The following is a 23299-nucleotide window of genomic DNA, read 5'->3' on the forward strand; positions in this document are numbered from 1 at the left end:
GGCAGCGCGCAGGGTAGTGCGCGCGCGTGCCGCGGCCAAGCCGGCGGTTGATTCGCCGGCCAATGGCGGGGACACTGCCGGGGTTGCCTGACGATCCCCCACGGAGGAATCCCGATGACCGAACACTACGCCGTCGCCCAGGGCGCGCTGCAGGGCGAACGCCTCAACCGCGTCGTCCGCAACACCTACCTCCTGCTCAGCCTGGTGCTGGGCGTGGCCACCGTCGGTGCCGGCGCCGGCCTGCTGATGAACATCGGCTGGAGCATCGGCATGTGGGTGCTGTTCATGGTGGCGTTCATCGGCGGCCCGTTCGCCATCCAGCGCGCCAGGGACGGGCAGGCCGCGATCTGGATGACCTTCGCCTGGGCCGGCGTGGTCGGCTTCCTGCTCAGCCCGCTGGTCGGCGCCTACCTGCGCCTGCCGGGCGGCCCCGGCATCGTGTTCAACGCGCTGGCGACCACGACGGTGCTGTTCGCGGCGCTGTCGGCCTACGCGGTGACCTCGCGCAAGGACTTCAGCTTCATGGGCGGTTTCCTGTTCGCCGGCCTGATCGTGGTGCTGCTGGCGATCGTGGCGAACATCTTCCTGGCCATGCCGCTGCTGTCGCTGGTGATCTCGGCGGTGGCGGTGATGCTGATGTGCGGCCTGATCCTGTACGACACCAGCCGGCTGATCCACGACGGCAACGCCAACCCGGTGTTCATCGTGGTGTCGCTGTTCGCCAGCATCACGGTGCTGTTCACCCACCTGCTCAACCTGTTCGCCCTGCTCGGCGGCGACGACTGAGCGCGGCGGCTGGAGCGATGCGCGAAGGGCCGGCCTTGCCGGCCCTTGTTCGTTCATGGCTTCCGTGGCGTGGCCGAAGCCGATTCTGCGGCGGGTTTCACCACGGCAGCGGGGTGCCGTTGCCGTGCCAGAAGGTGCCGGTCTGCTCCAGCGTGAGGGTGTCCAGGCGCTCGATGAGCTGCCTGGCCGCCTGCTCCGGCGTGAGGTCGCCCCGGCCGCCGACCATGTCGGTGGCGACGTAGCCCGGGTGCAGCAGGAACACGGCGATGCCGCGCGGCTTCAGGTCCACGGCCAGCGACTTGCCGATGGCGTTCACCGCCGCCTTCGAGGCGCGGTAGCCGTAGTAGCCGCCCGAGCCGTTGTCGGCGATCGAGCCCATGCGGCTGGTGACGATGCCGATCCTGGCGCCGTCGGCGAGGTGGCCCAGCAGCACCTGTGCGACTTTAAGCGGGCCGAGCGCGTTGACCTCGAACTGGCGGCGGAGGCTGTCGAAGCCGGCGGCGTCGATCTCGCCCAGCGACTCCTTCGCCAGGATGCCGGCGTTGAGCACCAGCGTGTCGATGCGGGTGTCGCCGAGGCGGCGAGCGAGCGCGGCCAGGGCGGCGTCGTCGGTGACGTCGATGCCGCTCTCGACCTGCGCGCCGGTGGCGTCGAGCGCAGGGCTGGCGCGGCGGCAGACGGCGATGACGCGGTCGCCGCGGGCGCTGTACTGCTGGGCGAGGGCCAGGCCGATGCCACGGTTGGCGCCGGTGATCAGGACGGTGTGCATGGCGTTCTCCTCGGGATGACAGGAGCGGAGATGGCGCCGGACGATGCCGCCATCAAGCCCACGTCGCACTGGCTTAACGGCGCGCGGCGTAGGGTGGCGTGACAGGCACAGTCGCAGGGCGGCTTGTCACCTTATCCCGCCACGAGGAGGACGAGATGGCCTACAACCGCAGTCACGCCAGGACACTGTGTTCCGACGCCGAACTGGCCTTGTTCGATGCCAGCCGGCGCGAGGCGCTCGCCGGCCACACCGCCGCGCAGTTGCGCGCGCTGACAGCGCGTGCCCGCAAGCTGCGCGACAAATACACCGACACCTACCGCCGTCAGCGCCTCGGCAGCCGCGAGCGCAGCGGCAGCAAGCAGGGGCGCAGCGGCAACGCCAACCAGCGCACGTGGCAGAAGGCCAAGCTGTTCGGCGAGGTACTGGCGCGTTTCGAGGCGCGCCAGCAGCAGATGACGCAGGCGGCGGCACGACGCGCCACGCTGCCGGGTGGTCCGGCCGTGCGCGGCGCGCGCGCGGAGATCGAACAGGCGGCGGCGCGCGTGGAGGCGACGCGCGGCCGGATTCCGGCGAACCGGCCGGAGTCGCGTCACCGGCCGACGAAGACCGGTTTCGTCGATGCGCAGGCGGCCGCGGTCGCCCGGCAGCGTCATTTCCAGGAAGCCGGCAACCGCGCCATCCTCGGCCATGTCAGCGCGCAGGGACGACGCAACCAGGGCAAGCGCGACCAGCGTTGAGCGGGGCACGCGGTGGCCTGGGGTTGATCCGGATCATGCCGTGACGGCCGCTGAGCCTTTAGGCTGCCCTGGACACAGCCAGTCGGCTCCCGGGATCATTCGCGCCGCTCATGGCCCAGCCTGCCGATCCGCCACCGCCACTTGGCGATGCCTTGTGCGACTACGCGCAGGCCGAGCTGCGCCGCGCCATCGACTGCTTCGGCTGGCGCGGCGGGCGTGTGCATGCCGGTGTTCATCAGGGGCGCAAGTCGCTGCGGCGGGTGCGTGCCGTGCTCGCGCTGGGCGGCGAGCGGCTCGGACCGGGCATGCCGCTGCTGGACCGCGAGCTGCGGCGGATCTGCCGCAGCCTGTCGGCCGAGCGCGACGCCCAGGCGCTGGTGGAAACACTGGATCACCTGCGGTCGCGGACCCGCAGTGAAGCGATGGCGGCGCATCTGCGCCGCGCGCGGCGACAGGCGGCCGCGTTGCGGGCCAAAACCCTGCGCGACACCTTGGCCGCCGACCCGGCGCTGGGCGGACGGCGCGCGCGGCTGCGGGTGCTGCTGGCCGCGCTGCCGGCCCTGGAGTGGCGGGCGCTCGATGCCGATGCCGTACAGGCCGGACTGGCGCGCAGCCGGGGGCGTGTCGGCAGGGCGGCGGCGCGCGCACTGCGGCGCGGCAAGCCGGCCGACTGGCACCGGCTGCGACGGCGACTGCGACGACTGGCGCAGCAGGCCACGGCGCTGCGCCGGACCGGTCACGGCGGCATGATCGGCGCACCGCCCGACCGCCATCTGGCCGCCGCACTCGGATGGTTGCAGGACCTGCAGCTGTTGCGTGCACGCTGCAGCGACCGCGCGCCGTTTGGCCTTGCCGGTTGCGGCCCGCTCGCCGCGCTGGTGGACGCCGAACTGGACCGCAGACAGGCCCGGCTCGCCGTGCGCCTGCAAGCCATCCTTGCGGCAGGACAAGCCACCCCACCGACGGAGCAGGAGACGGCATGACGCAATCGCGGTTTCGCCTCTACGACGCGGCCGGCGTCGATGTGCTGATCGAGGGCATGGCGCGGCAGGCCTACGGGCTGCTGGCCGGGCGGCCGCTGACCCTGGTCGGCGTGCTGCGGCGCGGTGCGCCGCTGGCCGAGCGGCTGGCGCAGCGGCTGCACGCGCTGGACCCCGCGCTCGACATCCAGCGCACCGACCTGCATGTCAAGCGCTACAGCGACGACCTGCGGCTGCTGCATCCGGAAACCCGTCTGGACGCCACGCCCGAGCAGGCTGCCGCCGATTTCTCCGGGCGGGTGCTGCTGGTGGTGGACGATGTGCTCTACCAGGGGCACTCGCTGATGCGGGTGTTCGAGTACCTGCGCGGCCGCCATGCCGAGGCGGTGTACGCGGCGGTGCTGGTCGACCGGGAGGCCGCGCGCTGGCCGGTGCGCGCGCAGGTGGTCGGCGCCACCCTGCGGATCGCCCCGGACGACGTGATCGAATGCAGCGTGCCGCCGTTCGAGGCTGAATGGGCGATAACCCTGTGTCGGCAAAGCGGGGCGCCCTGAAGAACATTTTTTCGGCCCGCGACCGCTAACGATGCCGATGTCCCGGCCGCCCATCCATCCATGACCGCTTCGCCGAAGCCGGAAGCCGTCGCGCGCGACGAGTACGAGGGCCTGGTCACCGAACTGGTGGCGACCTACGAGCGCCCCTACCGCGCCCTGCTGCTGGCCGGCGTGGTGATCTTCCTCGCCTTCGGCCTGCGCGAGATCGCGATCTACGGCGACCGGGCCGGGCCGGTGCTGCTGATGCGCGGCGGCTTCGCGGCGGGTCTGCTGCTGTTGGCGCTGCTGGCGCGGCGCTTTCGCGGCGAGGCGGCGCTGTGGCTGGGCGTGGCCTACCTGGGCCTGTTCGCGACCGGCATCTGCGCCACGGCGGCGCTGAGCCCCAACGGCTGGGTGATGCATGCGCTGGCCGGGTTGAGCATGCTGGTGGTCGCCTTCGGGCCGCTCTGGCCGCGGCCGCGCCTGTTCGTCGCCGGCACCGTGGCCCTGCTGCTGCCGCCGCTCGCCATGCTCTGGCTGATCGCGGCGCCGGGGCCGACCTGGCTGGATTACGTGTCCTACCTGAGCGTCGCGGCCTGCGTCGCCTATCTGCTGTTCCGGCTCAGCCAGGGCCTGTCGATCCGCGATTACCGGCTGCGCCGGGAACTGCTCCGGCGCGCCGATTCCGACGCGCTCACCGGCGTGCTCAACCGCGCCGGCTGGGGATCGCGTGCCGAGCAGCTGATGGACGTGGCACGGCAGTCGGCGCTGCCGCTGGTGATGCTCTACCTCGACCTGGACCATTTCAAGCAGGTCAACGACCGCTACGGTCACGCCACCGGCGACGAGGTCCTGGAGCGCGCCGCGCTGGCGATCCGCAGCACGCTGCGCGAACAGGACCTGGTGGCGCGGCTGGGTGGCGAGGAGTTCGTGGTGATGTTGCCGGGCGCGTCGATCGAGCAGGCGCTGGCGGTGGCCGAGCGCATCCGCCTGCGCGTCTCCGAGGCCAACGCCGCGGTCAGGATCACCCTCAGCGGCGGGCTGGCGGCCTGGGATCGGGTCGAGTCGCTCGACGATCTGATGCACCGCGCCGATCTGGCGATGATCGAGGCCAAGCGCGCCGGTCGCAACCGGGTGGTGGCGGCCGACTGACCGTCCGCCGCGGGGCGGACGGCCGCGGCGGGCATTCAGAAACGCACGCCCACGCTCAGTCCGTACACCCAGGGGTCGACATTGGCGGTGCCGACGTCGGCGCCGTCGACGCGCACCCGGGTGTCGAAGTCGAGCCGGCGCGCATCGGCGCGCAGGAACCACGCCTCGCCGAGATGGATGTCGGCGCCGACCACGTAGGTGATGCCGCTGGCGTTGCCGGCTTCGACCCGGCTGCCGGTGAGGATGCCGAAGGCGCGTTCGCCCGATACCCGCACCCAGCCGTAGCCGAGCCCGACGAACGGACGGAACGCGCCGATACCGGCCCGATAGTTGATGCCCAGGGCGATCGGACGATGCTCGACGGTGGCCACCGTGCCGGCGCCATCCAGGCGCACCTCGTGCCCGAACTTGTCCAGCCCGAGCCACAGGTCGGTGAACCAGTGGCGATCCAGGTGCCAGGAAATGCCGCCGGTCAGGGCGGTTTGGTTGCCGACCCGTGCCGGCAGCCCGGCCAGGGTGCCGTTGTCGGACTTGGGATTGACGCTGTGGCCGCCGATGCGGATCGCGAAGTCGGCGGCCGTGGCGGCCGGCGCGAGCGCGAGCAGGCCGGTGGCGAGCAGGGTGGCGGCGAGTGGCCGCAAAGCAGTCGACATGACGTTCTCCCATCGCGCCGGGCAAGGGGCGCGCGCCGATCGATTATGCGCGGTGACCGCTCAAGGGCGCGTCGACGCGGCCGTGACGGAGCCGGGACGGAAGTCACCCCACCCAAAGGCACAGGTCGACTGCAACCATTTGCCCCCATGCTTGCGTCCATACCGGATATCGCCGCCCGGAGGTCCCATGTACCGTCTCGTTCTCATGCTGGTGTCGATCCTGTCCGCCGCAGGCGCCCAGGCCGGGGTGCGCGGCTGTGACGTCGACAGCGATTACGACCTGCGCATCGGTGCGCAGGAGCTGGAGTTCACCCGCCCGCAGGGTGTGCCGGCCAGTGTGCTGATGCGCGGCGGGCGGCTGATCGTGGACGGTCGCGAGGTCGCGCTCGATCCGGCCGATGTGCGCCGGATCGCGGCGTTCGAGAGCGAGGTCCGCGCGCTGGTGCCGGAGGTCAAGGCGATCGCCCTGGATGCGGTGGAGATCGCCTTCGCCGCACTGACCGAAGTGGTGCGCAGCTTCAGCGACGACAGCGCCCCGGCGCATGCGCGGCTGGAGCACGCCCGCGCCGACCTCGTCACCCGGGTCCGCACGGCCGACAGCACTGCGCACTTCGACGAGCGGTTCGTGGCGCGCACCGTCGAGCAACTGGTCGGCGAGGTCGTGCCCTTGGTCGTCGGCAACGTCGTGTCGAGCGCGATCACGGCCGCCCTGTCCGGCGACCGGGCCGGGATATCGGAGATCGAGGCGCGCGCCGCCCGACTGGAGCGCGAGATCGAAACCCGGGTCGAGACCGGGGCGCGCGCCCTGGAAGCGCGCGCCGAGGGGCTGTGCCCGCGCTTCGCCCGACTGGCCGAGCTCGGCGCGAGCCTGGAATACCGGCATGCCGATGGGCGTGCCCTGCAGCTTCTGCGCATGGACGGGCGGACACGCTGAGTTCCGCACACCTCCCGCAGCGGTTGCACGCCCGCTGCGGGATTGCGCTCCCCACCCCGCCGGTGTTTGCCGGCGGGGATTTTTTTCGCCTCGCGGCGGGCCGCATGGACGGGTACGGTTGGCGGCGCACGCCGGCGCGGCGACAATGGCCCCTTTCCGTCCATCGGAACCATCCTCGGGAGAACGCACATGGCCGAAATCAGGGAAGCTCGGGTGCCGGACATCGGCGGTTATTCGGACGTGCCGGTGATCGAGCTGCTGGTCGCGGTGGGCGACACCGTCGCCAGGGACCAGGGTCTGGCCACGCTGGAATCCGACAAGGCGACGATGGAAGTGCCGGCGCCGTTCGCCGGGGTGATCAGGGAACTGAAGATCAAGGTGGGCGATACCGTGTCCGAGGGCGCCGTGGTGGCGCTGATCGAGGTGGCCGGCGAGGGCGTCGGCGCGCCCGCGAAGACGGAGCCCGCCGCACCCGCGCCGATGCCCGGGCACAAGTCCGGAGCGAAGCCCGAGCCGGAGCCCGAGCCGAAGCCCGAGCCGAGGTCCGAGCCGAGGTCCGAGCCGAAGGCGGAAGCCGCCGCCGGCCCGGCGCAGGCGCGTCCGGCCGCTGCCGGTGAGGCGCGCACACCGCCGGTGGCCTTCGGTGCCGAGAGCATCCTGCCCGGCGAAGTCCCCTATGCCAGCCCGGCGGTGCGCGTGTTCGCCCGCGAGCTGGGCGTGGACCTGTCGCAGGTGCGCGGCAGCGGGCGTGGCGGCCGGATCGGCAAGGAGGACGTGCAGGCCTACGTGAAGTCGGTGATGAGCGGCGCTGCGCGTCCGGCCGCCGCCGCGGGCGGCGGCGGGCTCGACCTGCTGCCGTGGCCGAAGGTGGACTTCGCCAGGTTCGGCGAGATCGAAACCCGGCCGCTGTCGCGGATCAAGAAGATTTCCGGCGCCAACCTGGCTCGCAACTGGGCGATGATCCCGCACGTCACCCAGCACGACGAGGCCGACATCACCGAGATGGAAGCCTTCCGCAAGCGCCTGGGCGAGGAGAACAAGGACACCAAGATCACCCCGCTGGTGTTCCTGATCAAGGCGGCCGTGGCCGCGCTCAGGAAGTTCCCGCAGTTCAATGCCTCGCTGGACGAGTCCGGCGAGAACCTGGTGCTGAAGAAGTATTTCCACATCGGCATCGCGGTGGACACGCCCGACGGCCTGGTGGTGCCGGTGATCCGCGACTGCGACCGCAAGGGCCTGCTGGAGCTGTCGACGGAGCTGGGCGAGATCTCGAAGAAGGCGCGCGAGAAGAAGCTCGGTCCGGCCGAGATGTCCGGTGGCTGCTTCTCGATCAGCTCGCTGGGCGGCATCGGCGGCACCGCCTTCACCCCGATCGTCAACGCGCCGGAAGTCGCCATCCTCGGCGTTTCGCGCAGCAGCATGAAGCCGGTCTGGAACGGCAAGGAATTCGTGCCGCGGCTGATGCTGCCGCTGTCGCTGTCCTACGACCACCGCGTGATCGACGGCGCCGACGCCGCGCGCTTCACCAGCTACCTGGCACAGGTGCTGGGTGACCTGCGCCGGTTGCTGCTCTGAGCGGCGCCATCGCGCGACAGGAGCGGCGTGAGCCGCGAGCGGAGGCCCGCCGCGCTGCCGGTGGCGGCTCACGGCGTTCCTGCGGGCATGGAGCGCATCGCGCCGGCTTGACCGGCGCTGTGTTTCGGTAGGGCCCCACACGGATCCGCAGGAGGACGTGCATGAGCCAAGTCAACGACAGCAAACCAAAACTCGTCGTGCGCCGCGCCACGCCGGCCGATGTCGCCGCCGTGGTCGCGCTGACCGAGCGCGCCTATTCGCCCGAGTGGGGTTACACGCCCGAGATGGTCGCCGGCCACCTGGCGCATTTTCCGGAAGGGCAGTTCGTCGCCGTCTACGACGGCCGCATCGTCGGCTATTGCGCCACCTTCCGCATCGGCGAAGCGCTGGCGCTGTCGCCGCACCGCTGGCGCGAGATCACCGGCAACGGCTATGGCTCGCGCCATGATCCATCCGGCGACTGGCTGTACGGCATGGAGGTCTGCGTCGATCCCGAGTACCGCGGCATGCGCATCGGTCGGCGGCTGTACGAGGCGCGCAAGCGTCTGTGCAGCGACCTCAGGCTCAAGGGCATCGTGTTCGGCGGCCGCCTGCCCGGGCTGTCGCGCCGCAAGCGCTACCACGGCGACCCGGCTGCCTATGTCGAGGACGTGAAGGCCGGGCGGGTTCGTGACCGCGCGCTCAGCTTCCAGCTCGGCAACGGCTTCGAGCCGATCGGTGTGCTGCGCGACTACCTGCCGACCGACCGCGAGTCGCTCGGCCACGCCGCACATCTGGTCTGGCGCAATCCGCGCTTCGATCCGAATCCGCGGGTGGCCGCCGCCCAGCGCGAAGGCCGCATGCGCGAGACGGTGCGGGTGGCGACCATCCAGTACCAGCAGCGGCGGGTGAAGAGTTTCGAGGAGTTCGCCACGCAGGTCGAGTTCTTCGTCGAGGTCGCCTCGGACTACCGTGCCGACTTCGTGGTGTTTCCCGAGCTGATCACCCTGCAGCTGCTGTCGATCGAGAACGAGCCGCTGTCGCCGCACGATTCGCTGGTGGCGCTGACCGGCTACACCGCCCGTTACCGCGAGCTGCTCGCGTCGCTGGCGGTGAAATACAACGCCAACATCATCGGCGGCTCGCACCCGACCGCGGTCGCCGATGGCGACATCCGCAACATCTGTTACGTCGCCCTGCGCGACGGTTCGCTGCACGAGCAGGAGAAGGTCCACGTCACGCCGAACGAGCGCAAGTGGTGGGGCATCAAGGGCGGCGACAGCGCGCGGGCGATCATGACCGACTGCGGGCCGGTCGGGGTGATGATCTGCTACGACAGCGAGTTCCCCGAGCTGGCGCGGCACCTGATCGACCAGGGCGCGCTGATCCTGTTCGTGCCGTTCTGCACCGACACCCGCGAAGGCTATCTGCGGGTGCGCTATTCCTGTCACGCGCGGGCGATCGAGAACCAGTGCTACGTCGTGCTCTCGGGCAACGTCGGCAACCTGCCGGGCGTGAACAACTTCGACATCCAGTACGCCCAGAGCTGCATCCTGACGCCCTGCGACTTTCCCTTCGCCCGCGACGGCGTCGCCGCCGACACCACGCCCAATGTCGAGCAGGTGGCCTTCGCCGACCTGCGCCTGAAGGATCTAGCCGTGGCGCGCAACGAAGGCACGGTGCAGAACCTCAAGGACCGCCGCCACGACCTGTACCAATACAGCTGGAAGCGGCGTGGCGGATGAGGCGATGGCATGCGTCAGCCGAGTGTGCGGCCGGCCAGGTGGGCCACGCCCCAGGCCAGCAGCCACAGGGTGAGGAAGGCGAGGGCGACGAGGCCGCGGTAGAGCTGCATCCGGTACATGGCGGGGCTCCTCTGCGAGTCGTTGTTTAGTGTTGTATTAAACTATAACACTAAATCAGTGGATGGCATGGGCCGAAGGTCATGCCCGGGCGGGCGGTGCCGGCGCGCTCCGGTAGAATCCAGGATCTTTTCCGCAGGGAGACGCGCATGGCGCAGCGCATCGAAGTCAGGGTGCCGGACATCGGCGGCTACAGCGACGTGCCGGTGATCGAGCTGCTGGTGCAGCCGGGCGATACCGTGGCCAAGGACCAGGGGCTGCTGACGCTGGAGTCGGACAAGGCCACGATGGAAGTGCCCGCGCCGGCGGCCGGTGTCGTCAAGGAGCTCAAGGTCAAGGTCGGCGACACCGTTTCCGAGGGCACGGTGGTGGCGGTGCTCGACGCCGAAGGCGAAGCGGCCCGGCCGGCGGCCACGAGGGCGGATGCGCCCGAAGCGGCGCCTCCCGCCGCCGAGCCGGCCCACGCGCCCGCGCCGCAGGCCGCGGCGACCTCCGGTCGCCAGGCCGATATCGAATGCCAGGTGCTGGTGCTCGGCGCCGGCCCCGGCGGCTACACCGCCGCGTTCCGCTCGGCCGACCTCGGGCAGGACACGGTGCTGGTCGAGCGCTATCCGAGCCTGGGCGGCGTCTGCCTCAACGTCGGCTGCATCCCGTCCAAGGCGCTGCTGCACGCCGCCGCCGTGATCGACGAGGCGGCGCATGCCAGCGAGTACGGCGTGAGCTTCGGCGCGCCGAAGATCGAACTCGACGCGCTGCGCGTCTACAAGGACAAGGTGGTCGGCCAGCTCACCAAGGGTCTGGCCGGCATGGCCAGGCAGCGTAGGGTGCGCGTGCTGCAGGGCATCGGCAAGTTCGTCTCGCCGCACGAGGTCGAGGTGGTCGGCGAGGACGGCACCAGGCTGGTGCGCTTCGCGCACTGCATCATCGCCGCCGGCTCGCAGCCGGTGAAGCTGCCCGGCTTCCCGTGGGACGACCCGCGGGTGATGGATTCGACAGACGCGCTGACGCTGGCCGAGATCCCGAAGAAGCTGCTCGTGGTCGGCGGCGGCATCATCGGTCTGGAGATGGCGACGGTGTACCGCGCACTCGGCAGCGAGGTCACCGTGGTCGAGCTGATGGATCAGCTGATGCCGGGCGCCGATCCGGATCTGGTCAAGCCGCTGGCCGACCGCCTCAAGAAGCAGGGCGTGGCCGTCCATCTCAAGGTCAGGACCGCCGGGGCGCGGGCCGGCAAGAAGGGCATCGAGGTGTCCTTCGAAGGCGAGAACGCGCCGCAGGCGCAGTGGTTCGACCGCGTGCTGGTGTCGGTGGGGCGCGCGCCGAACGGCGGCAAGCTCGACGCCGACAAGGCCGGCGTGCAGGTGACCGAGCGCGGCTTCATCCCGGTCGACCGGCAGATGCGCACCAACGTGCCGCACATCTTCGCCATCGGCGACCTGGTGGGGCAGCCGATGCTGGCGCACAAGGCCACCCACGAGGGCAAGCTCGCGGCCGAAGTCGCCGCCGGCGAGAAGCGCGAGTGGGTGGCGCGGGTGATCCCGTCGGTGGCCTACACCGACCCGGAGATCGCCTGGGTCGGCGTGACCGAAACCGAGGCGAAGGCCAAGGGGCTCCAGGTCGGCGTCGGCAAGTTCCCGTGGGCCGCCTCCGGCCGCGCCATCGGCCTGGGCCGCACCGAAGGCTTCACCAAGCTGATCTTCGACGAGGCCACGCACCGCGTGATCGGCGCCGGCATCGTCGGCCCGCATGCCGGCGACCTGATCGCCGAGGTTGCGCTGGCGATCGAGATGGGCTGCGAGGCCGGCGACATCGGCCACACCATCCACCCGCATCCGACGCTGAGCGAATCGGTGGGCATGGCGGCCGAGGCTTACGAAGGCACCATCACCGACCTGTACATCCCGAAGAAGAAGTGACCCCGCGCAGGCGGGTGGGCGAGGGCGGGCGCATGGCGGCGCGGGCCGGCTTCCGTCCTTTGCCTTTTCCGCAAGCGTGCGTGCGGTGTCAGGCGTTGAGCAGGGTGCGAGGGCTTGAGGCTGCACGGCGACGCGACTCGATCCGCTTCCACAGCCGCTCGTGGAAGTGATAGGCCACGGCGTTGCACAGCGGCTCGACCAGCGCGAGCGCGCCTCCGACCCAGGCGCTGCCGGTCATCGCGTAGCCGACGGCGAAGGCGATGGTCATGTGCACGGCGGTGAAGGACAGTGTCTTTGCCATGACGACGCTCCGTTATCCGGAATGGTTTCCATTCTTGGCGATGCTGGGCCCGCCGTAAAGTCGATCGTTTCGCAAGTTTCAATCGATGTTGACTATCATATGGGGCGGTCACCGTGGCGGACGGCCGTGTTGTCCCGCTTCCGGAGCCACTGCTATACTTTTGCGTCTTGACTGGCCGTTTCTGGTCGCAAATCAATCCACCGAGCATCCGGACAGGCCCGTGCACGCACCGATGGCCGCAGGCAAGCGCCTGACCCGGCGTTGTGTGTTGGCCCAGCTGGCGGTCGCGGCGGGTCTCGGGCTGCTGTTCTGGCCCTGGTCGGCGCCGGCGGCGCTGGCGGCGGCGCTCGGTGGTGGCGTGATGGCGGCGGGGACGGCCGTGGCGGGCTGGCGCGGATTTTCGCGCGCGGCGCCGGCGGCGGGCGATGCGCTCTGGCGGCTGGTCGGCGGACTGCTGATCAAGTGGCTGGTCGTGCTGCTCGGGCTGCTGCTGGGGCTGGCGCTGTGGCGATTGCCGCCGCTGCCGCTGCTGGCGGGGCTGCTCGCGGCTGAGCTGGCCTTCGTGCTGGCGGCCGCCAGACGGAATTGACTGACTTTCGGGGTTCGGCACACATGGCGGGCGAGGCGGAACTGACTCCCACCGGTTATATCCAGCACCACCTGCAGAACCTGACCTTCAAGGTCGGCGAGGGCGGTTTCTGGACGCTGCATCTGGACACCCTGATCACCGCGGTGCTGCTCGGCCTGGTGATGGTGTTCCTGTTCTGGCTGGCCACCCGCAAGGCCACCGCCGGCGTGCCGGGCAAGTGGCAGGCCTTCGTCGAGATCGTGCTCGAGTTCATCGACAAGCAGGCCAAGGACGCCTACCACGGCAGCAGCAAACTGGTGACGCCGATCGCGATCACCCTGTTCTGCTGGATCCTGCTGATGAACGGCCTGAAGCTGGTTCCGGCCGACTTCATCGCCAAGCCGCTGGAGTGGGTCGGCGTGCACTACTGGAAGCCGGTGCCGACCGCCGACGTCAATGCCACGCTCGGCATGTCGATCAGCGTGTTCTTCCTGATGATCTTCTTCGCGCTGCGCGCCAAGGGGCTGGGCGGCTTCATCCATGAGCTGTTCACCGCGCCGTTCGGCAAGTGGATGTTTCCGGCCAACCTGCTGCTCAACTTCGTCGAGCTGCTGAGCAAGCCGGTGTCGCTGGCGATGCGACTGTTCGGAAACATGTACGGCGGCGAGATCGTGTTCCTGCTCATCTGGATGCTCGGCGGCGCCGGCATCTTCGGTGCGCTGGCCGGCGGCGCCTTCGGCCTCGGCTGGATGCTGTTCCACCTGCTCGTCATCCCGCTGCAGGCCTTCATCTTCATGATGCTCTCGATCGTCTACCTGAGCCTCATGGAAGAGCATCACTGACCCTTTCGTTCAACCCTCAGACATCCGTTCCGGAGAAAAACCATGGAAGCCATTCTGTCCATCCTCGCCAACGTCCAGGCCTCGACCGCGCTGGCCATCGGCATCATGATCGGCCTCGCCGCGCTGGGCGCCGGTCTCGGTATGGCCCTGATGGCCGGCAAGTTCCTGGAGTCCGCTGCCCGTCAGCCGGAACTGATCCCGGTGCTGCAGGTCCGCATGTTCATCACCGCCGGCCTGATCGACGCGGCCTTCATCATCACCGTCGCCGTCGGCCTGATGTTCGCCTTCGCGAACCCGCTGGCCACCGCGATCGCCGAGCGCCTGGGCTGAACCTGGTCGGGTGCGGGCCGGCCGTGCGGCCGGTCCGCACCATCGGATGAAGCACGGGGCGCATTCGCGCCCATGCCCGTCACACCTGGCTGAGCGAACCCCATGAACATCAACCTCACCCTCTTCGCCCAGGCTCTGGCCTTCGCCGCGCTGATCTGGATCATCGCGACCCGGATCTGGCCGCCGCTGCTCAATGCCATCGAGGAGCGTCAGAAGAAGATCGCCGAGGGCCTGGCGGCGGCCGAGCGCAGCCAGAAGGACTTGGCCCAGGCGCAGGAGAAGGTCGACGCGGTGCTCCGCGAGGCGCGCGGCAAGGCCAACGAGATCATCGAACAGGCCCACCAGCGCGCCAACCAGATCATCGACAAGGCGAAGGAAGACGCCATCGCCGAGGCCAACCGCCAGAAGGCGGCGGCCGAAGCCGAGATCGCTGCCGCCGTGTTCCGCGCCAAGGAAGAACTGCGCCAGCAGGTCGCCGTGCTCGCCGTGGCCGGCGCCGAGAAGCTGCTCCGTCGCGAGATCGACGCCAACGCCCACAAGGCGCTGCTCGACGAGCTGGCGACCCAGCTCTGAGATGAGAGCGAACTGACATGAGCCACGCCATCACCCTCGCCCGTCCGTATGCCCGCGCGGCCTTCGCGCTGGCGCGCGACCACGGCGGGCTGCCGGCCTGGTCGCAGGCGCTGGGCTTCGCCGCCCAGGCGGTGTCCGATGCACGCGTTGCGGCGCTGCTGGGCCACCCCAAGCTCGCGCACGAGGCCCTGGTCGATCTGATCAGCCCGCCGGGCGAGGTCGATCCGGTGTTCCGCCGTTTCCTGGCCACGCTGGCCGAAAACCGCCGCCTGCCGCTGCTGCCCGAGATCGCCGCGCTGTACGAACAGTTGCGCGCCGAGGCCGAGCGCGTGGTCAAGGCCAGGGTCACCTCCGCCACGGCGCTCGATGCTGCCGCGCTGGACAAGCTCAAGGCCTCGCTGAAGCAGCGCTTCGGTCGTGAGGTCGAGCTGACCACGGCGGTCGATCCGGCGCTGATCGGCGGCGCGGTGATCGACGCCGGCGAGGTGGTGATCGACGGCTCGCTGCGTACCAAGCTGGCGCGCCTGCAGTCCGCGCTCGCCCACTGACGATTTCTTTCAGCCAAGCCCCGGCCCCGGCGCCGGGCAATCAGGGAAAAATCCCATGCAGACCCAGCTCAACCCGTCCGAAATCAGCGAACTGATCAAGACCCGCATCGAGCAGGTCAAGCTCGCCGCCGAGGCCCGCAACGAGGGCACGGTGACCTCCGTCTCCGACGGCATCGTGCGCATCCATGGTCTGGCCGACGTGATGCAGGGCGAGATGATCGAGCTGCCCGGCGACACCTTCGCCCTGGCGCTGAACCTGGAGCGCGACTCGGTCGGCGCCGTGGTGCTCGGCGACTACGAGCACCTGCGCGAGGGCGACACCGCCAAGACCACCGGCCGCATCCTGGAAGTGCCGACCGGCCCCGAGCTGCTCGGCCGCGTCGTCGACGCGCTGGGCAACCCGATCGACGGCAAGGGCCCGATCGAGGCCAAGGTCAGCTCGCCGATCGAGAAGGTCGCCCCTGGCGTGATCTGGCGCAAGTCGGTCGATCAGCCTGTGCAGACCGGCTACAAGTCGGTCGACGCGATGATTCCGGTCGGCCGCGGCCAGCGCGAGCTGATCATCGGCGACCGCCAGACCGGCAAGACCGCGCTGGCGATCGACGCGATCATCAACCAGAAGGGCACCGGCGTTAAGTGCATCTACGTGGCGGTCGGCCAGAAGGCCAGCTCGATCGCCAACGTCGTGCGCAAGCTGGAAGAGCACGGCGCGCTGGCGCATACCATCGTGGTCGCCGCCACCGCGTCCGAGTCGGCCGCGATGCAGTACATCGCGCCCTACGCCGGCTGTGCGATGGGCGAGTACTTCCGCGACCGCGGCGAGGACGCGCTGATCGTCTACGACGACCTCTCCAAGCAGGCCGTCGCCTACCGCCAGATTTCCCTGCTGCTGCGCCGCCCGCCGGGCCGCGAGGCGTACCCTGGCGACGTGTTCTACCTGCACTCGCGCCTGCTCGAGCGCGCCGCGCGCGTCAACGAGGCCTACGTCGAGAAGTTCACCAACGGCGCCGTCAAGGGCAAGACCGGCTCGCTGACCGCACTGCCGATCATCGAGACCCAGGCCGGCGACGTGTCCGCGTTCGTGCCGACCAACGTGATCTCGATCACCGACGGCCAGATCTTCCTGGAAACCGACCTGTTCAATGCCGGCATCCGCCCGGCGGTGAACGCCGGCATCTCGGTGTCGCGCGTCGGCGGCGCCGCGCAGACCAAGATCATCAAGAAGCTCGGCGGCGGCGTGCGCCTGGCGCTCGCGCAGTTCCGCGAGCTGGCGGCCTTCGCCCAGTTCGCCTCCGACCTGGACGAGGCCACCCGCAAGCAGCTCGAGCGCGGCCAGCGCGTCACCGAGCTGATGAAGCAGAAACAGTACGCCCCGATGTCGATTGCGCAGATGGCGCTGTCGCTGTACGCCGTCAACGAGGGCTACCTTGACGACGTGCCGGTGGCCAGGATCGGCGCCTTCGAGGCCGGCCTGCACGCCCATTTCGCCAACAACTATGGCGAGCTGATCGAGCAGGTCAACGCCAGCGGCGACTGGAACAAGGACATCGAGGCCGGCTTCAAGAAGGGCATCGAAGAGTTCAAGCAGACTTGGTAGTTCCAGCTTTTTTGTTTGAGGACGACCAATGGCTCGAAAGAGAATGCTTATGTTTGCGGCCGGCATTTCGATGGGGCTGGCCGCGTTGATTGCCTTCCACTGGGCCACTAGTGAATCAGACCGAGTGCACCGAAATACACTACGGACTGCGGCTGAGCCGGGCGGCGCAAAGCAAGTTCCAGCACTCGGGCGTGCCGGGGCAACTCCCCAGCACAATGATCAGCGCGCCGTGACCTCAATCGTGCAAACACGTAACTCGATCGCGGAGTCGTACCCAGACCTGCGATCTTTGGCTGAGCAAGGCAACTCGTCTGCTGCATATCAATTGTTCGAGGACCTGCTGGAGTGCTCGCTATCGTCCGAGCGTGCCCGCCATCTTGAGCGGTTTGCGGAGCAAGCTGGCACCGACGAAGCGATTACTCACGCAGCCAAAGGGATCGAAGCTGCCCATGCAAAGTGCCAGAGCATGTCGGATGAGGTTTTGGCTCAAAGGATAGAATGGTTGAAGCTCGCCGCTCGCCAAGGTCATGTAGTAGCAAAGGCGAACTTCTACAAGTTCGCTTTGGCAGAGTTTGACAATCCTGGCTTGGCTGTCGCGGAGGCCGAAAGGCTTGCGATGCTGCGCGACGAAGCGGTTCGTCATCTTCATGATGCGGCTGCCGCGGGCAACGTCGACGCGATTGGTTCGCTAGCCAATAAATACGCGGATGGGGGGCTGGTGCGGCCTGATCCGGTAAACGCCTATGTCTATACCACTGCGATGCGTGAGCTTGTAGGCAGCCCGGGGTACTCAACGATGTTGGATCGGATCAGTCAAGACCTTTCCCCGTCCGAGCTCGCAGAAGCACAGCGACGAGCCGACGCGTTTATATCGTTATGCTGTCGGTGACATTGGGATTGCTGCGAGATGCAGCAAGCATGGTGAGCGATTGCACTCGCTACGATCAAGCAAGAAGACCATCAATAAACCAAGAATGGAGGCGTAGTGAACTCGGCCCAAAGGAAAGCTGCTTACCTGCTGTTGCTTTGTGCGCCGCTCTCGGTCAATGCCACAGATTGGGGGATGCACGATTGTACTGGGAGCGGTTGGGCGTGCGGACTTGGTCGCCCGCTTATTGATATTGATTCCGTAAATTTCATCTGGTCGATTGCGAATCTTGAAATCAGTCGTTGGCGGAATGGAGACTCCATTACGATTTGCTCTAACTCGACATGCGCATCCTATGTCCTGCAGAGCGTTATGAGCGGCTTGAACAGTCTGTCGTCCGTGGCGGAGTTTCCGAGGCCGAACTTCGCTATGGGCGGCGACGTTGGGACCGGCGGGTGTGGTGGTGGAAGCTATCAGTCGCTCCAGCCGATCTACGAATCGTATTACATTTCCTCGAATGTTCCGGGTGATCCGGGTTACTGGACGACTGTCCTTGTCGGCTACCAATGGGTCACGTTCCATCACTCGACTCAGGTGTGTTGACTAACTAGCCAAGCCTGTACTTGCTAGCTAGCTGAACAATCGCCGCCCGGCGGACAGTTGCTGGATGGTAACCTTAGGAACCCCTGATCAATTCAGAGGTTCCGCCGGCCAGGGTGGCTGGCTCGCGAATCAAGCACGCAAGTGCCTGATTCGTCTAAGCCGCGTCCGGACATGCGCCGGACGCGGCGCGGGTTGGCAAGTCCAAGATGGACTTGTTCAGACCTTCCCTAGAAAATGAACCAGATCTGGGATAGTCCAATGGCAGGCGGCCGCGAAATCAAGACCAAGATCAAGTCGGTGCAGAACACCCGCAAGGTGACGCGTGCGCTCGAGATGGTCTCGGCGTCGAAGATCCGGAAGGCGCAGGACCGGATGAAGGCGTCGCGTCCGTACGCGCGCCTGATGCGCCAGGTGATCGGCCACATCGCCAAGGCCAACACCGACTATGTGCATCCGTTCATGGCCGAGCGCGCCGAGGTCAAGCGCGTCGGCTATGTGGTGGTGTCGACCGATCGCGGCCTGTGCGGCGGCCTCAACTCCAACCTGTTCCGCCGCCTGCTCGCCGAGATCCGCGAGTGGCAGACCAAGGGCGTGGAAGTCGACGTGGTCTGCATCGGCCAGAAGGCGACGGTGTTCTTCCGCCGCCTGAAGGTCAACATGCTCGGCTCGGTCACGCACCTGGGCGAGAAGCCCGAGGTCGCACAGCTGATCGGCATCATCAAGGTGATGCTGGACGCCTACGAGGCCGGCCGCATCGACCGCGTGTTCCTCTGCTACAACGACTTCATCAACACGATGGCGCAGAAGCCGCGCACCGACCAGTTGCTGCCGCTGCCGCCGTCGGAGTCGCTGGATACGCCGCACGACTGGGACTACATCTACGAGCCGAACGCCGAACACGTGCTCGGCCACGTGCTGACCCGCTACATTGAGTCGCTGGTGTACCAGGCGGTGCTGGAGAACGTCGCCTCCGAGCATGCCGCGCGCATGGTCGCGATGAAGTCCGCCTCGGACAACGCCAGCAAGCTGATCGACACGCTGAATCTGGTCTACAACAAGGCCCGCCAGGCGGCGATCACGCAGGAAATCTCCGAGATCGTGGGCGGCGCGGCCGCGGTGTGACCCAATCGATGCGGCGGCGGCGCGTGCCGTCCCGCGAAGCTGAATATTGCAAGATCTAGAGGATCGAAAAATGAGCCAGGGCAAGATCGTTCAGATCATCGGCGCGGTCGTCGACGTCGAATTCCCGCGCGAGCACGTGCCGAAGGTGTACGACGCGCTGAAGGTCGAGGGCACCGAGATCACGCTGGAAGTCCAGCAGCAGCTCGGCGACGGCATCGTCCGCACCATCGCGCTCGGCTCCACCGAGGGCCTCAAGCGCGGCCTGGTGGCCAGGAACACCGGCGAGGCGATCAAGGTGCCGGTCGGCAAGGCCACCCTGGGCCGAATCATGGACGTGCTGGGCAACCCGATCGACGAGGCCGGCCCGGTCAACGCCGAGGACCACTGGGTCATCCACCGTCCGGCCCCGAGCTTCGCCGAGCAGGCGGGCTCCAACGAGCTGCTCGAGACCGGCATCAAGGTCATCGACCTGATCTGTCCGTTCGCCAAGGGCGGCAAGGTCGGCCTGTTCGGCGGCGCCGGCGTCGGCAAGACCGTCAACATGATGGAGCTGATCCGCAACATCGCCATCGAGCACAGCGGTTATTCGGTGTTCGCCGGCGTGGGCGAGCGTACCCGCGAGGGCAACGACTTCTACCACGAGATGAAGGACTCCAACGTCCTGGACAAGGTCGCCCTGGTGTATGGCCAGATGAACGAGCCGCCGGGCAACCGTCTGCGCGTGGCGCTGACCGGCCTGACCATCGCCGAGAAGTTCCGCGACGAAGGTCGCGACGTGCTGCTGTTCATCGACAACATCTACCGCTACACCCTGGCCGGCACCGAGGTGTCCGCGCTGCTCGGCCGCATGCCGTCGGCGGTGGGCTACCAGCCGACCCTGGCCGAGGAAATGGGTGTGCTGCAGGAGCGCATCACCTCGACCAAGACCGGCTCGATCACCTCGATCCAGGCCGTGTACGTGCCGGCCGACGACCTCACCGACCCGTCGCCGGCGACCACGTTCGCCCACCTCGACGCCACCGTGGTGCTGTCGCGCCAGATCGCCGCGCTCGGCATCTATCCGGCGGTCGATCCGCTGGATTCGACCAGCCGCCAGCTCGATCCGAACGTGATCGGCGTGGAGCACTACGAGACCGCGCGCCGGGTGCAGGCGACCCTGCAGCGCTACAAGGAGCTCAAGGACATCATCGCGATCCTGGGCATGGACGAGCTGAGTGAAGAGGACAAGCTGGTCGTCTCGCGCGCCCGCAAGGTCGAGCGCTTCTTCTCGCAGCCGTTCTTCGTCGCCGAGGTGTTCACCGGCTCGCCTGGCAAGTACGTGCCGCTGAAGGAAACCATCCGCGGCTTCAAGATGATCGTCGACGGCGAGTGCGACCACCTGCCCGAGCAGGCCTTCTACATGGTCGGTGGCATCGACGAGGTGTTCGAGAACGCCAAGAAGATGGGCGTGGCTGCTTGAGAGCCGGTAACCGGTAGCCGGTAACCGGCAACCGGTAGGCTCATGGCTTTTCAGGTTTCCGGTTCAGCCCACGCAGCGGGCGGCCGGTTTCCGGTTACCGAGGTTTTAGACATGGCAACCACCATCCGTTGCGACATCGTCAGTGCCGAGGCCGAGATCTTCTCCGGCGTGGTCGAGATGGTCGTCGCGACCGGCGAAATGGGCGAGCTCGGCATCGCGCCGCGCCACGCGCCGCTGATCACCCGCCTCAAGCCGGGCCAGGTGCGCGTCATCCTGCCTGGCGGGGAGGAGCAGTTCTTCTACGTCTCCGGCGGCATCCTGGAAGTGCAGCCGCAGGTGGTGACGGTGCTGACCGACACCGCCATCCGCGCCAAGGATCTGGACGAGGCCGCGGCGGCGAAGGCCAAGGAAGAAGCCGAGAAGGCGCTGGCCAACCGTACCGACGCGATGGAGATCGCCGAGGCGCAGGCCAAGCTGGCCGAGGCCATCGCCCAGCTGCAGGCGCTGGAGCGGTTGCGCCGCAACCTCAAGCACTGAGTCCGCGTTTCCGCGTCGACCTCGAACGCCGGCCTCGTGCCGGCGTTCGCCGTTCCGTGCTCAGCGGTACACCCACTGCCGCAGCAGCACGAAGCTGAGCACCGCCAGCCCGCCGTCCACGACCGGTTTGGCCAGCCATGCCCAGTGCAGGCCGAGCAGGCGGGCCACCGCTTCCATGCCGAGCGTGCTCGCCGCGGTGAGCGCGATCCAGGCCAGCGCGAAACGTGCGAAGCGCTGCCGGCCCAGGCGCGCTCGTCCGTGCTCGGCGAAGGTGTAGCGGCCGTTGAGCCAGAAGCCCAGGCAGGCCGCGCTCACCCGCGCCAGCAGGTTGGCCGGCACCACGGCCATGCCGGCGGCGGTCAGGATGACGAACAGCGCCCAGTCGATGGCGAGCTGCACCAGTCCGACGACCAGAAAGCCGGTGCCCTGGCGGATGAGTCGCTTCATGCGGCGGAAGACGTGATGGGGAAGGCGCATCCTACTGCCTGGCTCACGCCGGCGCGCATGGCCTTACAATTCCCGGCCATGACAGGGAGGACACCATGAGCGCAGCGCTGCATGTCGTCATCCTCGCCGCCGGCGAGGGCAAACGGATGAAGTCGGCGTTGCCCAAGGTGCTGCAGCCGGTCGCCGGTCGCCCGATGCTGGCGCACGTGATCGATGCCGCGCGGGCGCTGTCGCCGGCCGGCATCCATGTCGTCTTCGGCCACGGTGGCGCGCAGGTGCGCGAGGCCTTCGCGACGCAGCCCGACCTGCATTGGACCGAGCAGGTGAGCCGGCTCGGTACCGGCCACGCCGTTCAGCAGGCATTGCCGGCCGTGCCCGACGACGCGCGCGTGCTGGTGCTGTACGGCGATGTCCCGTTGATCCGTCCCGAGACACTGCGGGCGCTGCTGGCCGTCAGCGAGCCGTTGGCCGTGCTCACCGCCGAGCCAGCCGATCCCACCGGTTACGGCCGTGTCGTGTTCGACGCCACCGGGCATGTCGCCGCCATCGTCGAGCACAAGGACGCGAACGAAGCGCAGCGTGCCATCCGCACCATCAACACCGGCATCGTCTGCGCCGACGCGGCGTGGCTGAAGCGCTGGCTGGCGGCGGTGCGCAACGACAACGCCCAGGGCGAGTACTACCTCACCGATGTTTTCGCATTGGCGGCGGCGGCAGGGCGCCCGGCCGCGGCGATCCCCTGCGCCGATCCGGTCGAGACCGAGGGTGCCAACGACCCGTGGCAGCTTGCCATCCTTGAGCGCCATTACCAGCGTCGTGCCGCCCGCGCGCTGTGCGACGAGGGCGTGCGCTTCGCCGACCCGGCACGCTTCGACCTGCGCGGCCGCGTGCAGGCCGGGCGCGATGTCGAGATCGACGTCGACGTGATCCTGGAAGGCGAGGTGCTGCTCGGCGACGGCGTGCGCATCGGCCCGTTCACCCGTATCAGGAACGCCCGTCTCGCTGCCGGCACCGTGGTGCAGGCGCATTGCGACCTCGACGGCGTGGTGACGCACGGCCCCTGCACCATCGGCCCGTTCGCGCGGCTGCGGCCTGGCACCGAGCTGGCCAGCGGCGTGCACATCGGCAACTTCGTCGAGACCAAGCAGGCGCGGCTGGGCGAGGGCAGCAAGGCCAACCACCTGAGCTACCTCGGCGACGCGCGGATCGGCGCGCGGGTGAACATCGGCGCCGGCACCATCACCTGCAATTACGACGGCGTGAACAAGTCGACCACGACGATCGGCGATGGCGCGTTCATCGGTTCCAACAGCGCGCTGGTGGCACCGGTGACGATCGGTGCGGATGCCACCATTGGCGCCGGCTCGGTGATCGGCAAGGACGCGCCCGCGGGCCAGCTCACCGTGGCCCGCGCCAGGCAGGTGACGATTCCCGGCTGGCAGCGGCCGAAGAAGAAGTCCTGAGCGGCGCACCAGTCCCACGGCAGCAACGGCGGAAGCCGCGACCAGCTTCAGCCACGGATTTGCGCGGATATGTAGTCGGCCCTGCAAAATGCACGAACTCCGCAGCGGGCTTGGCTTGGCCCCCCTTGGACGACTGCGCGAATCCCCGGAAAATCACACCGTCGT

At 68.3% G+C, this 23299-nt stretch carries 24 protein-coding genes; 20 read left to right on the forward strand and 4 right to left on the reverse strand.

The window, feature by feature from the left end:
* Nucleotides 1–114: 114 nt before the first annotated feature.
* The gene (locus HNQ58_RS11340; RefSeq protein ID WP_183949039.1) at nucleotides 115–786 is read left to right on the forward strand and encodes a Bax inhibitor-1 family protein; all 672 of its coding nucleotides are present in this window, start codon (nucleotides 115–117) and stop codon (nucleotides 784–786) included.
* A 97-nt stretch (nucleotides 787–883) separates the two neighbouring features.
* Here HNQ58_RS11340 and HNQ58_RS11345 read toward each other — a convergent pair whose 3' ends face one another.
* Nucleotides 884–1555, reverse strand: coding sequence for an SDR family oxidoreductase (locus HNQ58_RS11345; protein ID WP_183949040.1), 672 nt, complete (start codon nucleotides 1553–1555; stop codon nucleotides 884–886).
* A 155-nt stretch (nucleotides 1556–1710) separates the two neighbouring features.
* On the opposite strand from HNQ58_RS11345, the gene HNQ58_RS11350 reads away from it, so the two are divergent.
* The 4 genes from HNQ58_RS11350 to HNQ58_RS11365 all read left to right on the forward strand — a co-directional run bounded on the left by HNQ58_RS11350 (nucleotide 1711) and on the right by HNQ58_RS11365 (nucleotide 4957).
* Nucleotides 1711–2292 (forward strand): hypothetical protein, encoded by a 582-nt coding sequence (locus HNQ58_RS11350; protein WP_183949041.1) that lies wholly within the window; start codon nucleotides 1711–1713, stop codon nucleotides 2290–2292.
* Between the two features lie 110 nt (nucleotides 2293–2402).
* Nucleotides 2403–3275: a CHAD domain-containing protein gene (locus HNQ58_RS11355; protein ID WP_183949042.1), complete on the forward strand. Its 873-nt coding sequence runs from the start codon at nucleotides 2403–2405 to the stop codon at nucleotides 3273–3275.
* On the forward strand, nucleotides 3272–3826 hold the full coding sequence (locus HNQ58_RS11360) for a phosphoribosyltransferase family protein (RefSeq protein ID WP_183949043.1): 555 nt from the start codon (nucleotides 3272–3274) through the stop codon (nucleotides 3824–3826). The genes HNQ58_RS11355 and HNQ58_RS11360 overlap by 4 nt, the downstream gene beginning before the upstream one ends.
* A gap of 60 nt (nucleotides 3827–3886) precedes the next feature.
* On the forward strand, nucleotides 3887–4957 hold the full coding sequence (locus HNQ58_RS11365; protein WP_183949044.1) for a GGDEF domain-containing protein: 1071 nt from the start codon (nucleotides 3887–3889) through the stop codon (nucleotides 4955–4957).
* A gap of 35 nt (nucleotides 4958–4992) precedes the next feature.
* Here the strand turns inward: HNQ58_RS11365 and HNQ58_RS11370 are convergent, their stop codons facing one another.
* On the reverse strand, nucleotides 4993–5610 hold the full coding sequence (locus HNQ58_RS11370) for an OmpW/AlkL family protein (protein ID WP_183949045.1): 618 nt from the start codon (nucleotides 5608–5610) through the stop codon (nucleotides 4993–4995).
* Between the two features lie 187 nt (nucleotides 5611–5797).
* On the opposite strand from HNQ58_RS11370, the gene HNQ58_RS11375 reads away from it, so the two are divergent.
* The 4 genes from HNQ58_RS11375 to lpdA all read left to right on the forward strand — a co-directional run bounded on the left by HNQ58_RS11375 (nucleotide 5798) and on the right by lpdA (nucleotide 11876).
* Entirely contained in the window at nucleotides 5798–6544 is a 747-nt protein-coding gene (locus HNQ58_RS11375; protein ID WP_183949046.1) for a DUF2884 family protein, read from the forward strand.
* 189 nt (nucleotides 6545–6733) lie between these two features.
* The gene (locus tag HNQ58_RS11380) at nucleotides 6734–8119 is read left to right on the forward strand and encodes a dihydrolipoyllysine-residue acetyltransferase (protein WP_183949047.1); all 1386 of its coding nucleotides are present in this window, start codon (nucleotides 6734–6736) and stop codon (nucleotides 8117–8119) included.
* 161 nt (nucleotides 8120–8280) lie between these two features.
* Complete coding sequence (locus tag HNQ58_RS11385; RefSeq protein WP_183949048.1) at nucleotides 8281–9843, forward strand: bifunctional GNAT family N-acetyltransferase/carbon-nitrogen hydrolase family protein; 1563 nt, start codon at nucleotides 8281–8283, stop codon at nucleotides 9841–9843.
* A 266-nt stretch (nucleotides 9844–10109) separates the two neighbouring features.
* Nucleotides 10110–11876: a dihydrolipoyl dehydrogenase gene (gene lpdA, locus HNQ58_RS11390; RefSeq protein WP_183949049.1), complete on the forward strand. Its 1767-nt coding sequence runs from the start codon at nucleotides 10110–10112 to the stop codon at nucleotides 11874–11876.
* 88 nt (nucleotides 11877–11964) lie between these two features.
* On the opposite strand, the gene HNQ58_RS11395 is transcribed toward lpdA, so the two are convergent.
* Nucleotides 11965–12177: a DUF2061 domain-containing protein gene (locus HNQ58_RS11395; protein WP_183949050.1), complete on the reverse strand. Its 213-nt coding sequence runs from the start codon at nucleotides 12175–12177 to the stop codon at nucleotides 11965–11967.
* Between the two features lie 220 nt (nucleotides 12178–12397).
* On the opposite strand from HNQ58_RS11395, the gene HNQ58_RS11400 reads away from it, so the two are divergent.
* The 10 genes from HNQ58_RS11400 (at nucleotide 12398) to HNQ58_RS11445 (ending at nucleotide 21224) form a co-directional block, all read left to right on the forward strand.
* The gene (locus HNQ58_RS11400; RefSeq protein WP_183949051.1) at nucleotides 12398–12766 is read left to right on the forward strand and encodes an ATP synthase subunit I; all 369 of its coding nucleotides are present in this window, start codon (nucleotides 12398–12400) and stop codon (nucleotides 12764–12766) included.
* 23 nt (nucleotides 12767–12789) lie between these two features.
* Complete coding sequence (gene atpB, locus HNQ58_RS11405) at nucleotides 12790–13587, forward strand: F0F1 ATP synthase subunit A (protein ID WP_183949052.1); 798 nt, start codon at nucleotides 12790–12792, stop codon at nucleotides 13585–13587.
* 42 nt (nucleotides 13588–13629) lie between these two features.
* The gene (gene atpE / locus HNQ58_RS11410; protein WP_183949053.1) at nucleotides 13630–13917 is read left to right on the forward strand and encodes a F0F1 ATP synthase subunit C; all 288 of its coding nucleotides are present in this window, start codon (nucleotides 13630–13632) and stop codon (nucleotides 13915–13917) included.
* Between the two features lie 102 nt (nucleotides 13918–14019).
* Complete coding sequence (locus HNQ58_RS11415) at nucleotides 14020–14490, forward strand: F0F1 ATP synthase subunit B (RefSeq protein ID WP_183949054.1); 471 nt, start codon at nucleotides 14020–14022, stop codon at nucleotides 14488–14490.
* A gap of 17 nt (nucleotides 14491–14507) precedes the next feature.
* On the forward strand, nucleotides 14508–15038 hold the full coding sequence (locus HNQ58_RS11420; protein ID WP_183949055.1) for a F0F1 ATP synthase subunit delta: 531 nt from the start codon (nucleotides 14508–14510) through the stop codon (nucleotides 15036–15038).
* A 55-nt stretch (nucleotides 15039–15093) separates the two neighbouring features.
* On the forward strand, nucleotides 15094–16635 hold the full coding sequence (gene atpA / locus HNQ58_RS11425) for a F0F1 ATP synthase subunit alpha (RefSeq protein ID WP_183949056.1): 1542 nt from the start codon (nucleotides 15094–15096) through the stop codon (nucleotides 16633–16635).
* A 229-nt stretch (nucleotides 16636–16864) separates the two neighbouring features.
* Entirely contained in the window at nucleotides 16865–17524 is a 660-nt protein-coding gene (locus HNQ58_RS11430; RefSeq protein WP_183949057.1) for an SEL1-like repeat protein, read from the forward strand.
* Nucleotides 17525–18364: 840 nt separating this feature from the next.
* Nucleotides 18365–19228: a F0F1 ATP synthase subunit gamma gene (gene atpG / locus HNQ58_RS11435; protein WP_183949058.1), complete on the forward strand. Its 864-nt coding sequence runs from the start codon at nucleotides 18365–18367 to the stop codon at nucleotides 19226–19228.
* Between the two features lie 70 nt (nucleotides 19229–19298).
* Nucleotides 19299–20687 carry a F0F1 ATP synthase subunit beta gene (gene atpD, locus HNQ58_RS11440; RefSeq protein ID WP_183949059.1) on the forward strand — a complete coding sequence of 463 codons (1389 nt, stop codon included), beginning with the start codon at nucleotides 19299–19301 and terminating at the stop codon, nucleotides 20685–20687.
* A gap of 111 nt (nucleotides 20688–20798) precedes the next feature.
* Complete coding sequence (locus tag HNQ58_RS11445; protein ID WP_183949060.1) at nucleotides 20799–21224, forward strand: F0F1 ATP synthase subunit epsilon; 426 nt, start codon at nucleotides 20799–20801, stop codon at nucleotides 21222–21224.
* Nucleotides 21225–21284: 60 nt separating this feature from the next.
* On the opposite strand, the gene HNQ58_RS11450 is transcribed toward HNQ58_RS11445, so the two are convergent.
* Entirely contained in the window at nucleotides 21285–21671 is a 387-nt protein-coding gene (locus HNQ58_RS11450) for a GtrA family protein (RefSeq protein ID WP_246417319.1), read from the reverse strand.
* Nucleotides 21672–21766: 95 nt separating this feature from the next.
* Between HNQ58_RS11450 and glmU the strand changes: the two genes are divergently transcribed.
* On the forward strand, nucleotides 21767–23134 hold the full coding sequence (glmU, locus tag HNQ58_RS11455; protein ID WP_183949062.1) for a bifunctional UDP-N-acetylglucosamine diphosphorylase/glucosamine-1-phosphate N-acetyltransferase GlmU: 1368 nt from the start codon (nucleotides 21767–21769) through the stop codon (nucleotides 23132–23134).
* Nucleotides 23135–23299: the final 165 nt, after the last annotated feature.

The sequence above is a fragment of the Rehaibacterium terrae genome, assembly GCF_014202935.1.
GTDB classification, from domain to species: Bacteria; Pseudomonadota; Gammaproteobacteria; order Xanthomonadales; family Xanthomonadaceae; genus Rehaibacterium; species Rehaibacterium terrae.

Excerpts from the sequence above, each read along its gene's own strand:
- lpdA (WP_183949049.1), top strand. The coding sequence starts at position 10,110 with ATGGCGCAGCGCATCGAAGTCAGGGTGCCGGACATCGGCGGCTACAGC.
- HNQ58_RS11360 (WP_183949043.1), top strand. The coding sequence starts at position 3,272 with ATGACGCAATCGCGGTTTCGCCTCTACGACGCGGCCGGCGTCGATGTG.
- HNQ58_RS11365 (WP_183949044.1), top strand. The coding sequence starts at position 3,887 with ATGACCGCTTCGCCGAAGCCGGAAGCCGTCGCGCGCGACGAGTACGAG.
- HNQ58_RS11385 (WP_183949048.1), top strand. The coding sequence starts at position 8,281 with ATGAGCCAAGTCAACGACAGCAAACCAAAACTCGTCGTGCGCCGCGCC.
- glmU (WP_183949062.1), top strand. The coding sequence starts at position 21,767 with ATGAGCGCAGCGCTGCATGTCGTCATCCTCGCCGCCGGCGAGGGCAAA.
- atpB (WP_183949052.1), top strand. The coding sequence starts at position 12,790 with ATGGCGGGCGAGGCGGAACTGACTCCCACCGGTTATATCCAGCACCAC.
- atpE (WP_183949053.1), top strand. The coding sequence starts at position 13,630 with ATGGAAGCCATTCTGTCCATCCTCGCCAACGTCCAGGCCTCGACCGCG.
- HNQ58_RS11355 (WP_183949042.1), top strand. The coding sequence starts at position 2,403 with ATGGCCCAGCCTGCCGATCCGCCACCGCCACTTGGCGATGCCTTGTGC.
- atpG (WP_183949058.1), top strand. The coding sequence starts at position 18,365 with ATGGCAGGCGGCCGCGAAATCAAGACCAAGATCAAGTCGGTGCAGAAC.
- HNQ58_RS11420 (WP_183949055.1), top strand. The coding sequence starts at position 14,508 with ATGAGCCACGCCATCACCCTCGCCCGTCCGTATGCCCGCGCGGCCTTC.
- HNQ58_RS11380 (WP_183949047.1), top strand. The coding sequence starts at position 6,734 with ATGGCCGAAATCAGGGAAGCTCGGGTGCCGGACATCGGCGGTTATTCG.
- HNQ58_RS11445 (WP_183949060.1), top strand. The coding sequence starts at position 20,799 with ATGGCAACCACCATCCGTTGCGACATCGTCAGTGCCGAGGCCGAGATC.
- atpA (WP_183949056.1), top strand. The coding sequence starts at position 15,094 with ATGCAGACCCAGCTCAACCCGTCCGAAATCAGCGAACTGATCAAGACC.
- HNQ58_RS11395 (WP_183949050.1), bottom strand. The coding sequence starts at position 12,177 with ATGGCAAAGACACTGTCCTTCACCGCCGTGCACATGACCATCGCCTTC.
- HNQ58_RS11370 (WP_183949045.1), bottom strand. The coding sequence starts at position 5,610 with ATGTCGACTGCTTTGCGGCCACTCGCCGCCACCCTGCTCGCCACCGGC.
- HNQ58_RS11345 (WP_183949040.1), bottom strand. The coding sequence starts at position 1,555 with ATGCACACCGTCCTGATCACCGGCGCCAACCGTGGCATCGGCCTGGCC.
- HNQ58_RS11375 (WP_183949046.1), top strand. The coding sequence starts at position 5,798 with ATGTACCGTCTCGTTCTCATGCTGGTGTCGATCCTGTCCGCCGCAGGC.
- HNQ58_RS11450 (WP_246417319.1), bottom strand. The coding sequence starts at position 21,671 with ATGAAGCGACTCATCCGCCAGGGCACCGGCTTTCTGGTCGTCGGACTG.
- atpD (WP_183949059.1), top strand. The coding sequence starts at position 19,299 with ATGAGCCAGGGCAAGATCGTTCAGATCATCGGCGCGGTCGTCGACGTC.
- HNQ58_RS11350 (WP_183949041.1), top strand. The coding sequence starts at position 1,711 with ATGGCCTACAACCGCAGTCACGCCAGGACACTGTGTTCCGACGCCGAA.
- HNQ58_RS11340 (WP_183949039.1), top strand. The coding sequence starts at position 115 with ATGACCGAACACTACGCCGTCGCCCAGGGCGCGCTGCAGGGCGAACGC.
- HNQ58_RS11415 (WP_183949054.1), top strand. The coding sequence starts at position 14,020 with ATGAACATCAACCTCACCCTCTTCGCCCAGGCTCTGGCCTTCGCCGCG.